Source organism: Streptomyces sp. NPDC025273 (genome assembly GCF_040638585.1).
In the GTDB taxonomy this organism is placed as follows: domain Bacteria; phylum Actinomycetota; class Actinomycetes; order Streptomycetales; family Streptomycetaceae; genus Streptomyces; species Streptomyces cinereorectus.
Map to the genome: position 1 here is coordinate 121,703 of NZ_JBEZYP010000003.1, position 18,700 is coordinate 140,402.

Annotated in this window: 13 protein-coding genes and 2 pseudogenes; 3 read left to right on the plus strand and 12 right to left on the minus strand. The window is 70.0% G+C overall.

Translation table 11 applies throughout. The features are described 5' to 3' along the window. Positions 1-4 precede the first annotated feature (4 nt). The 4 genes from AB0F38_RS07715 to AB0F38_RS07730 all read right to left on the minus strand — a co-directional run bounded on the left by AB0F38_RS07715 (position 5) and on the right by AB0F38_RS07730 (position 5,521). Complete coding sequence (locus AB0F38_RS07715; protein WP_361888263.1) at positions 5-2,071, minus strand: beta-galactosidase; 2,067 nt, start codon at positions 2,069-2,071, stop codon at positions 5-7. Positions 2,072-2,164: 93 nt separating this feature from the next. Further along, positions 2,165-3,502 carry an extracellular solute-binding protein gene (locus AB0F38_RS07720; protein ID WP_361888266.1) on the minus strand — a complete coding sequence of 446 codons (1,338 nt, stop codon included), beginning with the start codon at positions 3,500-3,502 and terminating at the stop codon, positions 2,165-2,167. 153 nt (positions 3,503-3,655) lie between these two features. Then, the gene (locus AB0F38_RS07725) at positions 3,656-4,597 is read right to left on the minus strand and encodes a carbohydrate ABC transporter permease (protein ID WP_361888269.1); all 942 of its coding nucleotides are present in this window, start codon (positions 4,595-4,597) and stop codon (positions 3,656-3,658) included. A 3-nt stretch (positions 4,598-4,600) separates the two neighbouring features. After that, complete coding sequence (locus tag AB0F38_RS07730; RefSeq protein ID WP_361888272.1) at positions 4,601-5,521, minus strand: sugar ABC transporter permease; 921 nt, start codon at positions 5,519-5,521, stop codon at positions 4,601-4,603. 514 nt (positions 5,522-6,035) lie between these two features. Between AB0F38_RS07730 and AB0F38_RS07735 the strand changes: the two genes are divergently transcribed. Then, complete coding sequence (locus AB0F38_RS07735; RefSeq protein ID WP_361888275.1) at positions 6,036-7,022, plus strand: LacI family DNA-binding transcriptional regulator; 987 nt, start codon at positions 6,036-6,038, stop codon at positions 7,020-7,022. Between the two features lie 138 nt (positions 7,023-7,160). Further along, on the plus strand, positions 7,161-7,769 hold the full coding sequence (locus AB0F38_RS07740) for a YdeI/OmpD-associated family protein (protein ID WP_361888278.1): 609 nt from the start codon (positions 7,161-7,163) through the stop codon (positions 7,767-7,769). Between the two features lie 16 nt (positions 7,770-7,785). On the opposite strand, the gene AB0F38_RS07745 is transcribed toward AB0F38_RS07740, so the two are convergent. The 7 genes and pseudogenes from AB0F38_RS07745 to AB0F38_RS07775 form a co-directional block, all read right to left on the minus strand. Then, positions 7,786-8,208: an acyl-CoA thioesterase gene (locus tag AB0F38_RS07745; protein ID WP_361888281.1), complete on the minus strand. Its 423-nt coding sequence runs from the start codon at positions 8,206-8,208 to the stop codon at positions 7,786-7,788. Between the two features lie 166 nt (positions 8,209-8,374). Next, positions 8,375-8,641 (minus strand): annotated as a pseudogene (locus AB0F38_RS07750) (galactose-1-epimerase); the annotation flags it as partial. Further along, positions 8,641-9,678 carry a LacI family DNA-binding transcriptional regulator gene (locus AB0F38_RS07755; RefSeq protein WP_361888284.1) on the minus strand — a complete coding sequence of 346 codons (1,038 nt, stop codon included), beginning with the start codon at positions 9,676-9,678 and terminating at the stop codon, positions 8,641-8,643. The gene AB0F38_RS07755 and the pseudogene AB0F38_RS07750, both read right to left, overlap by 1 nt. A gap of 54 nt (positions 9,679-9,732) precedes the next feature. Next, a complete protein-coding gene (locus AB0F38_RS07760) occupies positions 9,733-10,791 on the minus strand; it encodes an ABC transporter permease (protein ID WP_361888287.1) in 1,059 nt (352 codons plus the stop codon). Then, positions 10,788-11,786 (minus strand): ABC transporter permease, encoded by a 999-nt coding sequence (locus AB0F38_RS07765; protein WP_361888290.1) that lies wholly within the window; start codon positions 11,784-11,786, stop codon positions 10,788-10,790. The genes AB0F38_RS07760 and AB0F38_RS07765 overlap by 4 nt, the downstream gene beginning before the upstream one ends. Continuing rightward, positions 11,783-13,390, minus strand: a complete 1,608-nt coding sequence (locus tag AB0F38_RS07770) for a sugar ABC transporter ATP-binding protein (protein ID WP_361888293.1) — start codon at positions 13,388-13,390, stop codon at positions 11,783-11,785. Before AB0F38_RS07770 ends, AB0F38_RS07765 begins: the two co-directional genes overlap by 4 nt. A gap of 101 nt (positions 13,391-13,491) precedes the next feature. After that, positions 13,492-14,577, minus strand: coding sequence for an ABC transporter substrate-binding protein (locus AB0F38_RS07775; RefSeq protein ID WP_361888296.1), 1,086 nt, complete (start codon positions 14,575-14,577; stop codon positions 13,492-13,494). A gap of 341 nt (positions 14,578-14,918) precedes the next feature. Here AB0F38_RS07775 and AB0F38_RS07780 point away from each other — a divergent pair. Then, positions 14,919-15,144 (plus strand): annotated as a pseudogene (locus AB0F38_RS07780) (glycoside hydrolase family 2); the annotation flags it as partial. Between the two features lie 180 nt (positions 15,145-15,324). Here AB0F38_RS07780 and AB0F38_RS07785 read toward each other — a convergent pair. Further along, positions 15,325-18,669, minus strand: a complete 3,345-nt coding sequence (locus tag AB0F38_RS07785; RefSeq protein ID WP_361888299.1) for a LamG-like jellyroll fold domain-containing protein — start codon at positions 18,667-18,669, stop codon at positions 15,325-15,327. Between the last annotated feature and the right edge of the window lie 31 nt (positions 18,670-18,700).

The window sequence follows — 18,700 nt, forward strand, 5'->3', positions numbered from 1 at the left end:
CTGGTCAGTGGAAGGGCGTCGTCCCGGATGCCACGCGGAGGACCGCGACGTCGCGCGGGGGAAGCACCAGGCCGCCGTCGGCGGTCGGCGCGGGGCCGGTCAGGGCCTCTCCGGCCACCGCGTCGAACGTCACGGACTCGTCCGTACGGTTGACGAGGAACCAGTACGACTCCGAGCCGTCGGTCCGCACGGTCAGCTCCACCCGCCCCCGCGCACCGGCGGGCAGTTCGCTGACCACGCCGGCGCCGGACAGCAGGGACCGCAGCACCTCGGGCAGCCCGTGGCTGCCCAGCCGGGTGGAGACGTAGGCGGCGGAGCCGCCGTCCTCCAGGGCACGGCGGGTGATGGCGGGGCGCCCCGCGTGGTCCCCGGTCCCGTAGCGCGCGAGCACCGTGACCCCGGAATCGACCACGCTGATGTGGTCGGTCCACAGGGTGCCGGTGAGGCCGTTGTCGAGGCGTACGTCCACGCCGTCCTGCAAGGGTGCGAACTCCTCGACGCGGATGCCCAGGAGGTCACGGAGGGCACCGGGGTATCCGCCGAGGTAGACGTGGTCGTTCTCGTCGACGACACCCGAGTAGTAGGTGGTGGCGAGGTGGCCGCCGCCGCGCACGTAGGCGTCCAGCCGGGCGGCCAGGGCCTGGGGGACGACGTGCAGGATGGGGGCCGCGACGAAGTCGTACCCGGTGAGGTCGGTCGCGGTGGTGACGACGTCCACCCGGACGCCGAGGGCCAGGAAGGCGGAGTACCAGTCGAGCGCCTCCTGCCGGTAGCGCAGCAGGGAGGTCGGCTGCGAGTCGCGTTCGACGGCCCACCAGGATTCCCAGTCGTACACCAGCGCGGCACGCGCCGGCTGCCGCACGGAGCCGGTGACCGGGGTGAGGGCCTCCAGCGTCCGGCCGAGTGCGGTCACCGCACGGAACACGTCGCTGTCCGGGCCGGCGTGCGGCACCATCGCGGAGTGGTACTTCTCGGCGCCCGCGGCGGACTGGCGCCACTGGAAGAAGCAGACCGCGTCGGCTCCGTGGGCGACGTGGACCAGGGAGTCACGGGCCAGCTCGCCCCGGCTCTTGGCGAGGTTGACGGGCTGCCAGTTGACCGCGCTGGTCGAGTGCTCCATCAGGAACCACGGCCTGCCCTCCGCGATGGAGTGGGTGAGGCCGGCGGAGAAGGAGAGCTCGTCCAGGCGCTGCGGCCCGGGGTGCGCGTAGTGGTCGTTGGAGACGAAGTCGATCTCGCCCGCCCACTCGGGGTAGTTCATGGCCTTGGTCTCGCCCATCACCATGAAGTTGGTGGTGGCGGGGATCTCGGGGGTGATGCGCCGCAGGATCTCGCGCTCGGCGCGGAGGTAGTCCCTCAGCGCGTCGGACGAGAACCGCTTGAAGTCGAGCTGCTGGGCCGGATTGGCGTGGCTCGCGGCGAGTCGCGGCGGCTGGATCTGCTCCCATTCGCCGTAGTGCTGCGACCAGAAGGAGGTCGCCCAGGCGGTGTTGAGCGCGTCGAGCGTGACGTAGCGGGCGCGCAGCCAGTCGCGGAAGGCCCGGGCGGCGTCGTCGGAGTAGTCGTAGACGTTGTGGCAGCCGAGCTCGTTGGAGATGTGCCAGGCGGTCAGGGCGGGGTGGTCGCCGTAGCGGGTGGCCATGGCCTCCACCAGCTTCAGGGCATACCTGCGGAAGACCGGGGAGGTGGGCCGCCAGTGCTGCCGCGCGCCTTGGGAGAGGGTCTCACCGGTGCGGGTGACCGGCAGGATCTCCGGGTGCAGGGTGGTGAGCCAGGGGGGCGGCGAGGCGGTGGCGGTGGCGAGGTCCACCGCGATCCCGCTGCTGTGCAGCAGGTCGAGCACCTCGTCCAGCCAGTCGAAGTCCCATCGGTCCTCGGCGGGTTGGAGGCGGGCCCAGGAGAAGATCGCGACGGAGACGACGGTCACTCCGGCCTCGCGCATCAGCCGGACGTCCTCCTTCCACACCTCGCGCGGCCACTGCTCCGGGTTGTAGTCGGCCCCGTAGGCGAATCGCGCGGTGCGGTCCTCGGAGGTCGGGCGCAGCCAAGGGCGCTCGGAGGCGGAGGTCATGAAGATCCTTTCGGATACGGAGGTGCGAGCGCGGCACAGGGACGGCGCCCGTCGGACGGGCGACCGCCCCTGTGCCGGTTCAGTGGTGCGACGTCACTTGTTGACGTCGAATCCCTGTTCGGTGCCGTAGTCGACGGCGGCCTTCTGCCACGCCTTCAGCCCGTCGGCCAGCGTGGTGTCGGAGACGTACGCCTTGCCCACGGAGTCGTTGAAGACGGAGTTCGCGTAGACCTGGTAGGGCAGGTAGGACCAGCTCTCCGGCACCTGGCTGGCGGAGCGGGCGAAGATCTCGTTCGCCTTCTGGCCGCCGAAGTACGGGAAGGGGGTGTCGAGGAAGGTCGTGGAGGTCAGGTCCGCCGTGGTCGCGGGGAAGGCTCCGGCCTCGATACGGGTCTGGACGCCCGCCGAGTGGTTGGCGTACTCGTTGAAGGCGTACGCCAGGTCCTTGTTCTTGCCCGCCTCCATCACCGCGAGGGAGCTGCCGCCGTTCTCGGAGCTGACCTCACCGCCCTTCTCCCACTGCGGGAGCGGGGCCGCGCGCCAGTCGCCCGAAGCCGATTCGACGCCCGAGACGAAGTTGGCGGGCATCCAGGCGCCGGTGGCGAGGGTGGCTATGGTGCCGTCGGCCAGCCCCTTGTACCACTCGTCGCTCCAGGAGCTGATGGGTGCCAGAAGCTTCTCGTCGATGAGCTTCTGCCACACCTCGGTGAAGGCGGTGACGCCCTTGTCGCCGGTGAGGTCGACCGTCACACTGGTGTCGCGGTTCTTGAACGGGGTTCCGCCGGCCTGCCAGATCATGCTGGTCGTGAACCCCGCGTCACCGGTGTCGTTGGTGATGTAGGCCTTGGGGTCGGCGGCCTGCAGGGCGCGCGCGGCCTCCAGGTACTCGTCCCAGGTGGTGGGCGTGGCGATCTTGTGCTTGTCCAGCACCTTCTTGTTGTAGAAGAGCGCCATCGGACCCGCGTCCATGGGCAGGGCGTACACGGCGTCGTCGACGGTGACGGAGTTCCACGGGCCCGGCGAGTAGTCGCGCTTGAAGTCCGACGCGCCGTATCCGCTCAGGTCCTCCAGGGACTTGCCGAGGGCGAACTGCCCGAGGGCGTAGTACTCGATCTGCGCGACGTCCGGTACCCCGGATCCGGCCTGCACGGCGTTCTGCAGGGCGGTGTACTGGTCGTTGCCGGTGCCGGCGTTGACCAGCTTCACCTTGACCTTGGGGTACTCCTTCTGGAAGTCGCTGACCACCTGCTTCAGCGTCGGCTCCCAGGCCCACACCGTGATCGAGCCGCCCTTCTTGAGAGCCGCCCTGAGATCACCACCCGATACGGACTTGTCCGGACCGTCGTCGGAGGACCCGCACGCCGTGAGGCTCAGCGCCGCCGCACACAGCAGGCCGACGCCGCGCATCGCGCGTCTGGTCATGGTTCTCATATCGCTTCACTCCGTTGTGGTGAGGGTGGTGCACGAACCGTCGAGCGTCCGCACAGGCGCGTGCGGAGGTGGGGCGCCGCGCGGACCGGGGACGGGCTGAGCCGTCCTGCGGGCGCGGAGAATCGGTGGCTGACGAAGGCCGGGAAAGCCGCGTCACTCCTTGACGCTGCCCGCTGCCAGGCCGGACTGCCAGTAGCGCTGGAGCAGGAGGAAGGCGATGACCAGTGGCACGATCGTCAGCAGGGAACCGGTGATGACGAGGTGGAAGACCGGCTGGCCGCCCGCGGTGGAGGCCTGCGCGTTCCAGGCGTTCAGTCCCAGCGTCAGCGGGTACAGGTCCGGGTCCTTGATCATGATCAGCGGCAGGAAGTAGTTGTTCCAGGTCTGCACCATGGTGAACAGCAGCACCGTCACGATGCCCGGGCTCAGCAGCGGGAGCGCGACCCGGAAGAACGTCCGCAGCTCTCCGGAACCGTCCACCCTGGCTGCTTCCAGGAGCTCCGTGGGGACGGCCTCGGCCGCGAACACCCACATGAGGTAGAGCCCGAAGGGAGAGATCAGGGACGGGATGATGACGGCCCACGGTGTGTCGGTGAGGCCCATCTTGCTGAACATGAGGAAGGTGGGGACCGCCAGCGCGGTCGCGGGCACGGCCACGGCACCGATGACGGTGGCGAAGACGGCTCGCTTGCCCCTGAAGTCGAACTTGGCCAGGCCGTAGCCGCCGAGGACCGCGAGGAAGGTGGCCCCGCCGGCCCCGACGACCACGTACAGCAGGGTGTTGAGGAACCAGCGGACGAAGATGCCGTCGTCGTAGGTGAGTGTCTCCGAGATGTTGTCCCAGAGAGCGAAGTCACCGCTGAACCAGAGACCGAAGGAGTCGAGGAGACTCTTCTGCGTCTTCGTCGCGTTGATGAAGAGCCAGGCGAGGGGCATGAGGGCGTAGAGGGCGGTCAGCCCCATGAGCGCCGTGAGCAGCACACTGCGGCGAGGGCGGTCTGCCGTGTGACGTCTGCGCGGGGGGCGCCGGGACGCCGGGGCACGGTGGGTGACTCGCCGGGACGTCTGCTCGGCGGTGAAGGAAGGTGCGCTCATCGCTCACGCCTCCTTTCGCATGCCGCGCAGCTGGACCGCGTACGCGATGATCATCGTGACGAGGCCCATGACGAGGGAGACCGTGGCCGCGTAGTTCTGCTGCCGGCCGGAGAAGGACAGCGTGAAGGTGTAGAGGTTCGGCGTGAAGTAGGTCGTGATCGCGTTGGGCGCCAGGCTCTGCAGGATGCTGGGCTCGTTGAACAGCTGGAAGCTGCCGATCACCGAGAAGATCGTCGCGATCACGAGCGCCCCGCGGATCGCTGGGATCTTGACCGCGGCGATGATCCGCCACTGCCCGGCTCCGTCGATCTCGGCCGCCTCGTAGAGGGACTTGGGGACCACGCGCAGCGCCGAGTAGAAGATCAGCATGTTGTAGCCGACGAACTCCCAGGTGACGATGTTGCCGATGCTGGCCAGCACCAGGGAGGGCGAGAGCGGGTCGGGCAGCGACACGCCGAGGGAGTCGTTGATGTTCGCGACCAGCCCGAACCGGGTGCCGTAGATGAATCCCCACATCAGCGTGGCGACGACGGCGGGGACGGCGTAGGGCAGGAAGACCGATATGCGGAAGAAGCTCTTCCCGTAGAGCCTGCCGCTGTCGAGTGCCAGGGCTATGAGCAGGGCGAGGCCGAGCATCACGGGCACCTGCACCGCGAGGAAGATCGCGACCCGGCCCACGGCCTCCCAGAACTTCTCGTCCTCGAAGGCTCGTCGGAAGTTCTCCAGGCCGACGAAAGACGTGCCGCCCACGAGCTGGTCCCGGAAGAAGCTCAGGTACAGCGAGTAGACGACCGGGGCGAGGAACACCAGGGCGAACACGGCCATGAACGGTCCGACGAAGATCCACCCGACCCGCCCGCGCCCGGCGCGGGAGCCTCTCGGTGGTGGGCGGCGACCGGTGGTGAGCGGCGTAACAGCCGTCATTTCTTGGTACTCCTACTGGTCCGGCTTTGTGCATGGCCCCGGCCGGAGGGAGACACCGGACATGGTGGAGGCGCTGCGTTTCAGAAGCCGATGTTTACGTAAACAACAATCGGTGACGTGATGTCTACACGCCTGCTCCGCAACCGTCAAGACCCGTCTTCCACCTGGTACGACCGGACTTGGGGGCGTGGCCGGCGGACCGGCGGCACCCGGACGGCGGCCGGCACGGCCGTGTCGGCGACAGGCCTGGGGAAGTGGTAGGAATATCGGTGGCCCGGACCTTCGCCCCGTCATGCCGCACGAGCCGCAGGCGGCGCGGGAACAGGACAGATCCCGCGCGGAACACCTCGAGGGGAGCGCCGTGGACGCCGGTCCATCGGTCGGGACGGCGTCCTCCCGCACGGCGAAAGGCTCACGGGAAACACGACGGAGGCAGAACGAAGTGCACGGACGGGAAGAGGCCGCGGACCGGTCCACGGACGCCGCGGAACGGCCTCGCCGCAGGGGCGCCTCCATGGCCGACGTCGCACGCCTGGCCGGCGTCTCCTCGCAGACGGTCTCCCGGGTGTCCAACGGGCATTCGGTGGTCACCGAGGAAACCCGCGCACGTGTCCTCGCCGCCATGAAGAAGCTGGACTACCGGCCCAACAGCGCCGCGCGCGCCCTCAAGAGCGGGGAGTTCCGCACCCTGGGCGTCATCCTGTTCACGCTGGCCACGACGGGCAACGTCCGCACGCTGGAGGCCATTTCCGCCTCCGCGGCCGACCAGGGCTACGCCATCACCCTGCTGCCCGTGGCGACGCCCACCAGCACGGGGGTCCGGGGGGCCTTCACCGTGCTCGGCGAGCAGGTCGTGGACGGCATCATCGTGATCATGGAGGTTCACCTCCTGGACGCGGCCGTGTCCTTGCCGCCGCACACGCACGTCGTGGTGGCCGACTCCGACGCGGGCGACCGCTACAGCGTCGTGGACACCGACCAGTCCGGGGGCGCCAGGGCGGCCGTGCGGCACCTGCTCGACCTCGGGCACCACACCGTGCAGCATGTCGCCGGTCCGGCGGAGTCGTTCGCCGCGCAGCGCCGTGCCGACGCGTGGCGGCAGACCCTGGAGGAGGCGGGGCGCCCGGTCCCGGCCCCGGTGGGCGGCGACTGGTCGGCGGCCTCGGGCTACGACGCGGGGCTCGTCCTTGCGGCCGACCCCTCCTGCACCGCGGTCTTCGCGGCCAACGACCAGATGGCGCTCGGTGTCCTGCGCGCCCTGCACGAGCGGGGCAGGCGCGTGCCCGATGACGTCAGCGTCGTCGGGTTCGACGACATCGCCGACTCCGGCTCGTTCGTTCCGCCGCTGACCACCGTGCACCAGGACTTCGCCGAGGTGGGACGACTGTGTGTGGACGGTGTCCTACGGCAGATCCGCAACGAGACGGCCGAACGCGGTACTACGCTGGTCCCGACCCGGCTGGTCGTGCGGGCCAGCACGGCCCCGCCGCCCCGCGGTTGAACGTCCGCGGCAGCCTGGTACGGACGCTCCCCCGGTCCGGGGTGTCCGGTCCCGTTCCAGGCGCCCGCCTCAAGCCGTACGTGGATGTGCGGAAAGGCTCCTGACGGAGCATCAGTGACCTGACACCGAAGGAGCGCCATGACGATGCCCGACGGCCCCGGGCCTGGTGCCGAGGACGGAACGCCGGCGCGGCCGCTGTTCTTCGAGCGGCTCGCCGGGCTGGAGTCCTGGCTGGAGGTCCATCACTGCGCACGGGCCGAACTGTGGCTGAAGCTGGCGAAGAAGAGTACGGGCATCGCGTCCGTCGCACCCGAAGAGGTCGTCGATGCCGCGATCTGCTTCGGCTGGATCGACGGGCAGCGCAGGGCCCTCGACGGGGAGTACTACCTGCAGCGGATCACCCCCCGCCGCAGGGGCAGCCTGTGGTCCCTCGCGAACGTGCGCAGGGTCGAGGCCCTGACGGCGGCCGGCCGGATGCGGGAGCCGGGGCTGGCCGAAGTGCGGGCCGCGCGGGCGGACGGGCGGTGGGCGGCGGCGTATCCCTCGCAGAAGGAGGCCACCGCGCCCGCGGATCTCGTTGCCGCGCTGGCCTCCGACCCCCGGGCGGCGCAGCGGTTCGAGCAGCTCGGCAGGTCGGCCCGGTACCAGATGCTCCTCCAGCTGCTCAAGGCGAGAACACCCGAGGTCAGGGCCGCCCGGCTCGCACGGTTGATGGCGCGGCTGGCATCCGGCGACGAGGCCGGCTGAGCCGCCCCGCACTCCGTCAGGTGCCGATGCCGAGCAGTCCGGGACTGTCCGCGAGCGAGGCGAGGTGCCCGGCCGGATCAGCGATCAGCCGACGGGCGGTCAGATCGAGCATGCCGCCGACGCCGCTGATCTCGGCGGCCACCGTGCCGTCCTCCTTGACGATTCGCTGCACGACCCCGAAGGTCCTGCCAGAGCCGTGGACGAACGCGCAGCTGACCCGCACCCGGTCCCCTGCGCGCAGTTCGCGCAGGTACTTCACCGTGACTTCCAGCTGCACGGGGCCGACTCCGCCGGCGAGCAGCTTCTCCTGGGGCAGTCCGGCGGCCCGCAGCAGCTCCCACCGCGCGTGTTCCGCGTACTGGAGATAGACGGCCTGGTTCAGATGGCCCTGGGTGTCGAGCTCGTAGCCGCGCACCGTGACGTCGACGAAGAAAGTCATGACCACGGGAACGCCGGCGGACGGTTCATCATTCCTGACCGTTCACGGCGGGAGCTTCCGCGCAGCCTCGGTACGGAGACCTGCCGTGTGCAGGCCGAGGCGTGGGTGCGGCCGACCCGCGGCCGCGGACCGCACCGGGCGGCGAGCGGACCAGCGGCTCCCTTTTGAAGCGGCCGTGCGCGATGCGGTTGGCGTAGCGGCCGACGACGGCGCCGAAGTACGGGTGCTTCCCCGTGTAGTCGCCGATCGTGGCAAGCGAGCGGACGACCGAGGCGGCGGCGCCCGCGGTGTCGGGCACGGTCAGCCGGTGCAGGGACGCTCCGTAGCTGAGGACCTCGGCCGTGACTCCGGTACCGGAATCAAGGGTCCACAGGCCGGTCTCGGCCCCGTGGGCGGAGCCGAACGGTGTGCGGTGCACGGTGGGGCGCGGCATCAGAGGTCCTCGGGAGGAGCGGAGTCATGCCCGGGCGCGGTGGATTCCCGGACGACGAGGCGGTAACCGGGGCGCGGCCTGCGTGGTTCGGCGACGGGTCTGCCCGACAGCCGTTCGACCAGGCTGTCGACGGCGAGCCGGGCGATGGCTTCCTTGTCCGGGGCGATGGTCGTGAGTGTGGTGGTTCCGTAGCTGCTCTCCTCGATGTCGTCGAAGCCGACGACGGCGATGTCGGCCGGGATCCGCAGTCCGCGTTCGGTGATGGTCCGCATCGCGCCGATGGCGATGAGGTCGTTGTAGGCGAACACGGCATCGGGCCTCTCCCCCCGGTCCAGGAGAGCGGCCATGCCCGTGGCGCCGTCCGCGCGGCCGTAGCCGTCGGTGACCACGACCAGGGACTCGTCCGCCGCCAGGCCGGCGGCGGCGAGCTCCTCGCGCCAGCCGCGCAGACGCAGATGCGCGGGCTGGCGTTCGCGGCCCGTGCGGGAGCCGAGGAAGGCGATCCTGCGGTGGCCGAGGCCGATGAGGTGGCGTACGGCGTCGCGGGCCGCCGCCACGTTGTCGATGGCGATGTGGTCGTACGGCGCCTCGTACTCGCGTTCGCCCAGCAGGACCAGCGGTGCCGTCTCGGTGCGCGCCATGAGGTCCTCGGTCTCCAGGTGGATGGGGCTGAGGATGAGGCCGTCGATCACGTGGGACCGGAATCCCTGGCTGACCAGGAGCTCCTTCTCCCTGAGGCCTGCGGTGTGGTCGACCAGGACGGTGTAGTCGTGGCGGGCGGCCGCGTCGACGACCGCTCCGGCGAGCTCCGCGAAGTACGGGTTGCCGAATTCGGGTACGGCGAGGGCGATGATGCCGGTGCGGCCCTTGCGCAGGTGGCGGGCGGTGAGGTTGGGCCGGTAACCGAGTTCGTCGATCGCCTGCTGCACCTTGGCTCGCATGGCGGGTGTGACGTGCTGATAGTTGTTCACGACGTTCGACACGGTCTTGATGGACACGCCCGCCCGTTGCGCAACGTCCTTGAGGCTGACGCCCACGGCACTCCTTGGATCCACTCGGCTCGATGGTTCGGTACGGCAGCTGGTCCGTCGTCAGGTGCTTCTGCGACTGCGCGCCAGATAGCGCTGGGCCACCACGACAACGATAAGGAACCCTCCGCTGACCACCGACTGGTACGAGGAGTCGAGCGAGCCGATCTGATTGATCAGGTTCTGGATGACGGCGAGCAGCAGAACGCCCCAGAGGGTGCCGCTGATCGAGCCCGCGCCGCCGACGAGCAGGGTGCCGCCGATGACGACGGCGGAGATCGCGTCGAGTTCCATGCCCACGCCGACGATGGTGACGCCGGAGGAGAGCCTGGCCGCGCTGAGCGCGCCGGCGAGCCCTGCCAGCAGGCCGCTGAGCGTGTAGACGAGGAGCTTCGTCCGGGCGACGGGGAGGCCCATCAGGGTGGCCGCGTCGCTGCCGCCGCCCACGGCGAAGAGCGTCTGCCCGAACGAGGTGCGCTGCAGGACGAGTCCGCCGGCCCCGAAGAGCACCAGCGCGATGAGGATCGGGTGGCCGAAGCCCCAGACACTGCCCTGGCCCAGCTCGCCGAAGGCGGAGTCCCTGGGCACCAGGTAGGTGGTGGCGCCCTCGTCGGTGAGGGCGAGCAGCAGGCCGCGGGCGCCGAGCAGGGTGGCGAGGGTGACGATGAAGGGGGCCATGTTGCCGCGGGCGATCAGGAGTCCGTTGAGCAGTCCGATCGCGCCGCACGCCGCGAGGGGGACGAGGAGTGCGGCGAGGAAGCCGTACTGCGAGGCCCAGGCGGCGAGCACTCCGCCGAGGGCGAAGACCGATCCGACGGACAGGTCGATGCCGCCGGTGATGATGACCATCGTCATGCCGAGCGCGACCACGGCGAGGAAGGACGCCTGGACGGTGATACCGCGGGCGTTGTCCAGGGACGCGAACGTCGGGTAGATGAACGAGGCGGTGATCACGACGGTCAGCAGGACCGCCGGCACGCCCTGGCGCTGGAGGAGTTCGGCGACACGCGCCTTGGTGCCCGGCTCGGAGACGGCGGCGGGGCTGGGCCCCTCGCCGGGTGCTGTCGTCCTCCGGCCGGCCGGGACTGCGGGCGCTGCGGGCGCGGGTGTGGTTTCGTTCATCGGGACCGACGCTCCCGGGCGACGTAGACGGCGGCGATGATGATGGCCGCCTGGGCGATCTGAGCGGTGGAGTCGGGCAGGTCGTGCTTGACGAGCGTGGCGCGCAGGAGCTGCATCAGCAGCGCTCCGGCCACGGTGCCGAGCACCCGGACGGATCCGCCGCTGAGCGGCGTGCCGCCGACGACGACCGCCGTGATGGCGGAGAGTTCCATCAGGGTGCCGAGCGAGGACGGGTCGCTCGCGGTGAGCCGGGCCGTGGCGAGAACACCGGCGAGGGCGGCGAGCACCCCGCACAGGACGTACACGCCGATGAGGACGCGCTTGACGGGAAGTCCCGCGAGGGACGCGGCGGACCGGTTGCCGCCGACGGCGACGATCTGCCGGCCGAAGGTGGTGCGCTGCACCAGGAACGCGACGGCGGCGGCCAGCACTCCGGCGATCCAGACGACGAGCGGGACGCCGAGGAGGGATCCCGTTCCCAGCGACAGCAGGCCTGGGTTGACGATCTGCTTGAGCTGGCCGTCGGCCATGACCAGGGCGAGCCCCCGGCCGCCGACGAAGAGGGCGAGCGTGGCCACGATGGGCTGCAGCCCGATGAGGGAGACCAGCGTGCCGTTGACCGCTCCGACGACGGCGCCCGCCAGGAGCGAGACGACGAGGGCGGGCACGAGCCCGTATCCGAGGTAGAGCGGCAGGAGCGCGGCGGCGAGCGCCATGGTCGAACCGACGGACAGGTCGACGCCCTCGGTGCCGATGACCAGGGCCATGCCCAGGGCGACGATGACGATGGGGGCGACCTGGACGAGCTGGGTGCGGAAGTTGTCGGCGGTCATGAAGTGGCCGGTGAACAGGGCGTTGAAGAGCAGCACCACCGCCACGGCGACGTACACGCCGTACTCCTGGTACCAGGCCGGGTCACGCAGCCGGGCCAGGGGACCTGGGGGCCCGGCGGGCTGTGCGGGTCCTGCGGGCGGGGAGACGGCGGCCTGGGTCATCGGGGCTCCTCCTGTGCGGCCGGGGCCTGGTCCTGCGGCGCCGGCGCGTGGTCGGCGAGCACTCCGAGCAGCCGGTCCTCGGCCACGTCGTCACCCGCCAGTTCGCCCGCGACGGATCCGCCGCGCAGGACGACGATCCGGTCGGCGCCCTCGATGAGCTCCTCGATGTCGGAGGAGATGAGCAGGACGGCCAGGCCCTCGCGGGCGAGGTCGTCGATGAGGCTCTGGACCTCGGCCTTGGCACCGACGTCGATGCCCCGGGTGGGTTCGTCCAGCAGCAGGACCTTGGGTTCGAGGCAGAGCCAGCGGGCCAGCAGGACCTTCTGCTGGTTGCCGCCGGAGAGTTCGCCGACCTTCTGCTCGGGGCTCGACGCCTTGATCCGCAGGCGCTTCATGAAGATGCCGACGATCCGGTCCTGCTTGGCGCGGGAGACGACACCGGCCCGGGACAGGCGCGGCATGGCGGCCAGCACGATGTTCTCGCGAACGGAGAGGCCCGGGACGATTCCCTCGGCCTTGCGGTCCTCCGGCAGCAGGCTGATCCCGGCGCGGATGGCGGCGGCCGGGGTGAGGCGGGTCAGGGCGGTCCCGCCGACGGTGACTTCGCCCGCGTCCAGCGGGAGGGCGCCGGACAGCGCCTTCGCCGTCTCGCTGCGGCCGGAGCCGAGGAGTCCGCCGAGGCCGAGCACCTCGCCCGCGTGCAGGGACAGGGATATGTCGTGGAGGTGGTGGCGGCTGGAGAGGCCGGTCGCGGTGAGCACCGGCGTCCGGGCGGCTTCGTGTCCCTCCACCGCGAAGCTGGTGACGCCGGAGCGGCGGACCTCGGCCATGTCGCGGCCGAGCATCATCGAGACGAGCTGCATCCGGTCGAGGCCGGCGAGGTCGCCGGTGTGGATGTGGCGGCCGTCGCGCAGGACGGTGACGCGGTCGCAGATCCGGTACAGCTCGTCCATGCGGTGGCTGACGTAGAGCACGGCGATGCCCTGGCCGCGCAGGGTCTCGATGACCCGGAAGAGGGTCTCCACCTCACGCGGTTCGAGCGAGGAGGTCGGTTCGTCCATAATCACCACCTGGGCGTTGACCGAGACGGCCCGTGCCAGGGCGACCATCTGCTGCGTGCCGATCCCCAGGGTGTGCAGGGGGCGGCGCGGGTCGACGCGTACGCCGAAGCCGTCGAGCAGCTTTGTCGTCTCCCGGTGCATGCGGGAGAAGTCGATGAGGCCGACGCGGTTCCTGGGTTCACGGCCGAGGAAGATGTTGCGCGCCACGCTCATCAGCGGGACGAGGTTCACCTCCTGGTAGATCGTGGAGATGCCGGCCTGCTGGGACTCGAACGGCCGGGCGAACTTCACCGGCTGCCCCGCCATCCGCAGGTCTCCCCCGTCCGGCCGGTACACACCGGTCAGTACCTTGATGAGGGTGGACTTGCCGGCGCCGTTCTCGCCGACCAGCGCGTGCGTCTCCCCTGCGCGCAGCGAGAGGGAGACGTCGTCCAGGGCGACGACGCCGGGGAACCGTTTGCTCACCGAGCGCGCTTCGAGCACGGCCGAAGCCGTGGACGCGGCCGACTCCGGTGCCTGAGGTACTGCTTGGGGTGGTGCCATGGGTGGTCGTGGCCTTCCACTGTTCCAGGGGGCGGGCCCGGGAGCCGCCGTGACCTCCTGCGAGTGCCACGGCGGACGGGGCCGTCGGGGATCGGGACCGGTCAGTACGCCCCGCCGAGCGATGCCTTGGCGTTGGTCTCGTCGTACGCGCGGTCGGTGATGATCACGTTCTCGGGGATCTCCTCGCCGCCGTAGAACTTCTGGGCGGTCGCGAAGGCCAGCGGGCCGAAGCGCGGGTTGGACTCGATGACGGCGTTGTACTCGCCGTTGACCAGAGCCTGCACGGCGTTGCGGGTGCCGTCGACGGAGACGATCTTGACGTCCTTGCCGGGCTTCTTGCCGGCCGCCTTCAGGGCGGTGACGGCGCCGAGGCCCATCTCGTCGTTCTCCGCGTAGACCGCGGTGATCTCGGGCTTCGACTGGATGAGCTGCTCCATGACCTGCTGACCCTTGTCGCGGGCGAACTCACCGGTCTGCTGGGCCACGATCTCGATGCCGGGCGCCTCGGTCTTGATCCGGTCGACGAAGCCCTTGGTGCGGTCGGTGGTCACGTTGTTGCCGGATGCGCCGAGGAGGATGGCGACCTTTCCCTTGCCGCCGGTGGCCTTGATCATCGCGTCGGCGGCCCGCTTTCCCTGCTCGACGAAGTCGGAGCCGAGGAAGGCCACGTAGTCCTTGCACGCCGTGGAGTTGACCTTGCGGTCGATGGTCAGGACCGGGACCTTCTTCGCTGCCGCGGCCTTGAGCGCCGGCTCGAGGCCGTCGGAGTTCAGCGGGGCGACGATGAGGAACTGGGCGCCCTGGGACAGCATGTCCTGGATGTCGCTGATCTGCTTGGAGAGCTGAGACTGCGCGTTGGTGGTGAGGAGCTTCTTGACGCCGATCTTCTCGGCCTCGTCCTTGATGGACCGGGTCTCGGCGATGCGGAACGGATTGGCTTCCTTCTCCGACTGGGAGAAGCCGACCACCGCGTTCCTCAGGTCGAGTTCGGGCGCTCCGTAGGTCTTCAGCGAGCAGCCGGCGCCGGAACCGGCTTCGGGGGTCCTGGCCGCCTGGGCTCCCTGGCCGCTGTCACCGTCGGCGTTGCTCGTGGTCTCCGACTTCGAGCAGCCGGACAAGGCCAGCGTGGCGGTGGCGGCCAGCAGGCAGGCCGCGGCGAGGGGACGGGATCGACGCTGGATCATCATGCGCGGGACGCTCCTTGGCAGGATGACCGCACGCCGTTCGGCGTGCGGTCGGCATGGCTGGACGATGGATCCACCGCTCGGCGGCAGATGGCATTGCGTTCCTCACGACCCACTACGAGCTGCGCGAACTGCGGTCGTGAGAGCCTGTGCGGCCTCTCGGCGGCTCGGTTTACAACGTTATATAGGCGAGGTGGCGCAGGCGGCAAGAGAGTTGTCGGCGCATTTCCAGAACGTGTCGCCCGGGCTCTCCCCGCCCCCGGAACACCACGGACGGGACCTGACGGAACCAGCCGCTGCGCCATCTCTGGACACCGGCCGGACGGCGTGCTGCCATACCGCGGCAGTACGACCGGGCCGGGATCGCCGACGAGGTGAAGGCCCACGACCCGTCCCGGCTGTCGGCGACATGAGCGGCATCGACTGCCGCGGTTCCGTCGGCGTCGGCAACGGCGACGTGATCGACTTCCACGTCCGCGTCGGCCCCGGCTACGCGGCGCCCACCGCGACCCGGCCGCCGTCCTCGGCGAGTTCGGCGGTCCGGGGTCGAAGGACCCCGGCCACGCGTGGTGAAGGGGTGACGCCTTCAGCTCCCGGCGGAGGTCACCCGTGGGGCAGCCCGGCCACCCCTTCACCGAGGACACGATCTGGGCGGTGGACGCGCCCTGGGCCCCGTGACCTGACCAGCCGGTCGTACGGGGCCGGCCCGGCGGCACCGACGCTGCCGAGCCGGCCTACGCCGTGCCGTTCCTACGGCTGTTCGCCGTCGTGCAGCGCGGTCACCTCCTGGTCGGTGAGCGCCTTGTCGTACACCTTCACCTGGTCGACGGAACCGTTCCAGAAGTCGGTGTCGGCGCCCGACCACTTGGCGCGGCCCACGGACAGCGCACCGGTGCTGACATCGGCGGCCCCGGCCGCCGCTGTCGCGGCGAGCTCGCCGTCGACGTACAGCTTGATCTCGTCGCCGCTGCGTACGCCGACCACGTGGTACCACCGGCCGAGTTCGGGCCTCACCTCAAGTCGGGCACGGTTCCCGCCGGGGGTGGAGAAGGCGAACGCGCCCTGCCCGTACTGGAGGTAGAACGGGTTCTCCTGGCGCCGCCCGTCCTGGCTGACGACGGTGGCGTAGTTGCCCGGGATCGCGTCGAGCGAGGCCCAGGCCGACACGGTGTAGTCGCCGGTGGTGTCGACCACCGGTCCGTCGGTCTCCGCGTACTGGCCCTCACCGTTGAACTTCAGCGCGGAGCCCTGCACTCCGGACGTCCAGGACGCCCCCTCGGAAAGGGTGAGGTCCTTGTGGTTCGGGCCGCTGTCGGCCGCCTCGGTGCCCTGGTTCTCGTCGAGGGACCAGGCGCCGCCGCCCTTGAGCTCGTCGCGCTCTCCTGCGGCGGCACCGGCCGCGATGACCTCCTGGTTGATCTTCCGCACCTCGGCCCGGTCGACCTTGATCTCGCGGCGGTCGTACGTCCAGAGACCGTTGAGTTCGTTCTCCAGGTCGGTCACCTGGGTGTAGACGGAACCGGAGAGTTCGGCGCCGGCCGCCTCCAGGTAGTACGTGCGGGTGTTGTCGACGTACTTGGCGGTCAGGGCGTCCTTGTCCGCGACACCGCTGTAGATCGCGGTGGGCGCGCCAGGCCACATGCGGCCGGGGATACGCAGGGTGAAGCCGCCGTGCTCACCGTCGATCGCGGCACGCTTCTCGTCGGGGAAGGCCGGGTCGGTGTTGTTGTAGTCGTGGTGGTCGATGATGTCGCCCTTGCCGGAGTCTCCCTTGGAGTTACAGCAGTTGACTCCGCTGTGGGCGCTGACGACGCGCGAGGGGTCCGCGGCCTGGACCTTCTCGGTGATCTTGCCGGTCTCGACGCGGTCCCACTCGCCCCAGCCCTCGTTGAAGACGATCCAGGCGCCGATGGAGGGGTAGTTGTGCAGTTGCTCCATCATCTCGGCGCCTTGGTCGAGGAAGGCTTTTTGGCCCTTCTCACCGGTGATGTTCCCGGAGACGAAGTCCTGCCACACCAGGAGACCCAGCTTGTCGGCGTGGTGGTACCAGCGCGCGGGCTCGACCTTGATGTGCTTGCGGACGGAGTTGAAGCCGAGGTCCTTCTGCGTCTTGAGGTCGAAGACCAGGGCGGCGTCGCTGGGCGCCGTGTTCAGGCCGTCGGGGTAGAAGCCCTGGTCGAGCTGGGCGAGGGAGAAGAACGGCTTCCCGTTGAGTACCAGCTTCTGGTAGCCGCCGACCTCGGCGACACCGAAGGAGCGCATACCGAAGTAGCTGTCGACGGTGTCCTTGGAGCGGCCGTCCCTGAGGGTCACCTCCAGGTCGTACAGGTACGGGTCGTCCGGCGTCCACAGGTGCTGCTCGGCGACGGGGAGGCTCAGCTCGCTGTTGGCCGGGCCCGTGACGGTGCCGACGGTCTTGCCCTTCCTGTCACGGGCGACAGCGGTGATCCGGGCGGACTCGGAGGCGTCCTCGGAATTGACCTTCAGTGCGAGCCGGCCCGTGTCGATGTCCGGCGTGGTCGTCAGGGAGTCGACCGCGGCGGGCGCGACGGGCTCCATCCAGACGGTCTGCCAGATCCCGGAGGAGGCGGTGTAGAAGATGCCGCTGGGGTTCGCGGACTGCTTGCCCGTGGGCTGGTCGGCTCCGGTGGTGTCGGTGACCGCGACCACGATCTCCTGCGGGCCGCTGCCCTTGACAGCGTCGGTGATGTCGGCGCTGAAGGCGGTGTAGCCGCCGGTGTGCTCGGCGACCTGCTTGCCGTTGACCCAGACGCGCGCCTGGTAGTCGACGGCGCCGAAGTTGAGCTTCAGGCGGTCGTCACCGCTCCGCTTGCCGACCGGCCAGCTCCTGGGCACCGTGACGAGCTTGCGGTAGAACATGTGGTCTTCGTGGCGTTCGAGTCCGGAGAGCTGGGACTCGACGGGGTAGGGCACGGTGATGCGCTCGTCGAGCGGCTTGCCGAAGACCGGCTGCTCACCGGCGGTGGCTCCGGCGAACTCCCACGGCCCGTTGAGGTTCTTCCAGTCGTCGCGCACCTGCTGCGGGCGGGGGTACTCGGGGAGCGGGTTCTCGCGGTCGGCCTTCTCGCCCCACGGGGTGAGCAGCCGGTGCGTGGAGAGGTTATTCGCCCTGCGGCTGATCTCCGGGACGGTCTCGTCGCCGGCCTTCAGGCCGCCCTCGCCGTCGTACGCGACCCTGACCTGCTGGCCCTTCTGGACGGCCGCGCCCAGGGTGACGACGAGCGCCCTGGGGTTGTCCGACGCCCTGACCACCGACTTCACGGGCATCGGCGTGGTGTCCGCCTCGACGTCGAGGTGGTCCTTCACGTCCTCGATGCCGCTGACCTCGTGGTCGAAGGTCGCCTGCAGCTTCAGACCGCTCCGGGAGACGCTCAGCCCGACCGGGTAGACCTCGAAGCCAGCGGGCGGGGTGAAGGCGGACTCGGGCACGATCTGCTTGGCGAGCTCCGCGCTCGACCAGCGCAGGAACATGTTCGCCCCGCCGGTGTCCTGGAACATCTCCAGCCGGAACGTGTGCGGTTCACCGGCCTTCAGGGAGACCGGCGCGCTGTGCTGCTCCTTGTCCCAGTCCGGCTCCCAGTGGTCGATGACGGGCTTGCCGTCGACGAAGAGCCGGAAGCCGTTGTCGCCGATGGCGGAGAAGGTGTAGTCGCCGGTCTCCGGGGCCTCGAGCTGTCCCGTCCAGCGAGCGGTGGTGTGCTCGGTCCTTCCGGTGGCCGACTCGAACGCGCCGGTCAGACCGGGGAAGTTGATCTCCGGGTCGAGCGCCACGGCACCGAGCTCGGCGAAGTCACGGGCGCCCGGGGCCGACATGGCGAAGTACTCACCCTTGAGGCCGTGGACCTCGGTGGAGGGGTCCTCCTCCACGAACGCCGAGGTGCCGACGGTTCCTTCGGCGTGAGCGGCGGCAGGGGCGGCAGGGGCGGCGGCGGCCGGAACCAGGGTGGCCCCGACGGGAAGCAGCAGCGCCGCCGCGCAGGCGAGCGTTCTGAAAAGCGTGCGGGGGCGGACCAGTTGTCGTATCAAGGCGTCGTCCTCATCGAAGAAGCCGAAGTGCTCCGGACCGCGGAGCACTGCACATAGTCGAACATTGAGTCACAGCCTC

Coding starts and splice junctions, on each gene's coding strand:
- AB0F38_RS07715 (WP_361888263.1), bottom strand. CDS start 2,071: ATGACCTCCGCCTCCGAGCGCCCTTGGCTGCGCCCGACCTCCGAGGAC.
- AB0F38_RS07720 (WP_361888266.1), bottom strand. CDS start 3,502: ATGAGAACCATGACCAGACGCGCGATGCGCGGCGTCGGCCTGCTGTGT.
- AB0F38_RS07725 (WP_361888269.1), bottom strand. CDS start 4,597: ATGAGCGCACCTTCCTTCACCGCCGAGCAGACGTCCCGGCGAGTCACC.
- AB0F38_RS07730 (WP_361888272.1), bottom strand. CDS start 5,521: ATGACGGCTGTTACGCCGCTCACCACCGGTCGCCGCCCACCACCGAGA.
- AB0F38_RS07735 (WP_361888275.1), top strand. CDS start 6,036: ATGGCCGACGTCGCACGCCTGGCCGGCGTCTCCTCGCAGACGGTCTCC.
- AB0F38_RS07740 (WP_361888278.1), top strand. CDS start 7,161: ATGACGATGCCCGACGGCCCCGGGCCTGGTGCCGAGGACGGAACGCCG.
- AB0F38_RS07745 (WP_361888281.1), bottom strand. CDS start 8,208: ATGACTTTCTTCGTCGACGTCACGGTGCGCGGCTACGAGCTCGACACC.
- AB0F38_RS07760 (WP_361888287.1), bottom strand. CDS start 10,791: ATGAACGAAACCACACCCGCGCCCGCAGCGCCCGCAGTCCCGGCCGGC.
- AB0F38_RS07765 (WP_361888290.1), bottom strand. CDS start 11,786: ATGACCCAGGCCGCCGTCTCCCCGCCCGCAGGACCCGCACAGCCCGCC.
- AB0F38_RS07770 (WP_361888293.1), bottom strand. CDS start 13,390: ATGGCACCACCCCAAGCAGTACCTCAGGCACCGGAGTCGGCCGCGTCC.
- AB0F38_RS07775 (WP_361888296.1), bottom strand. CDS start 14,577: ATGATGATCCAGCGTCGATCCCGTCCCCTCGCCGCGGCCTGCCTGCTG.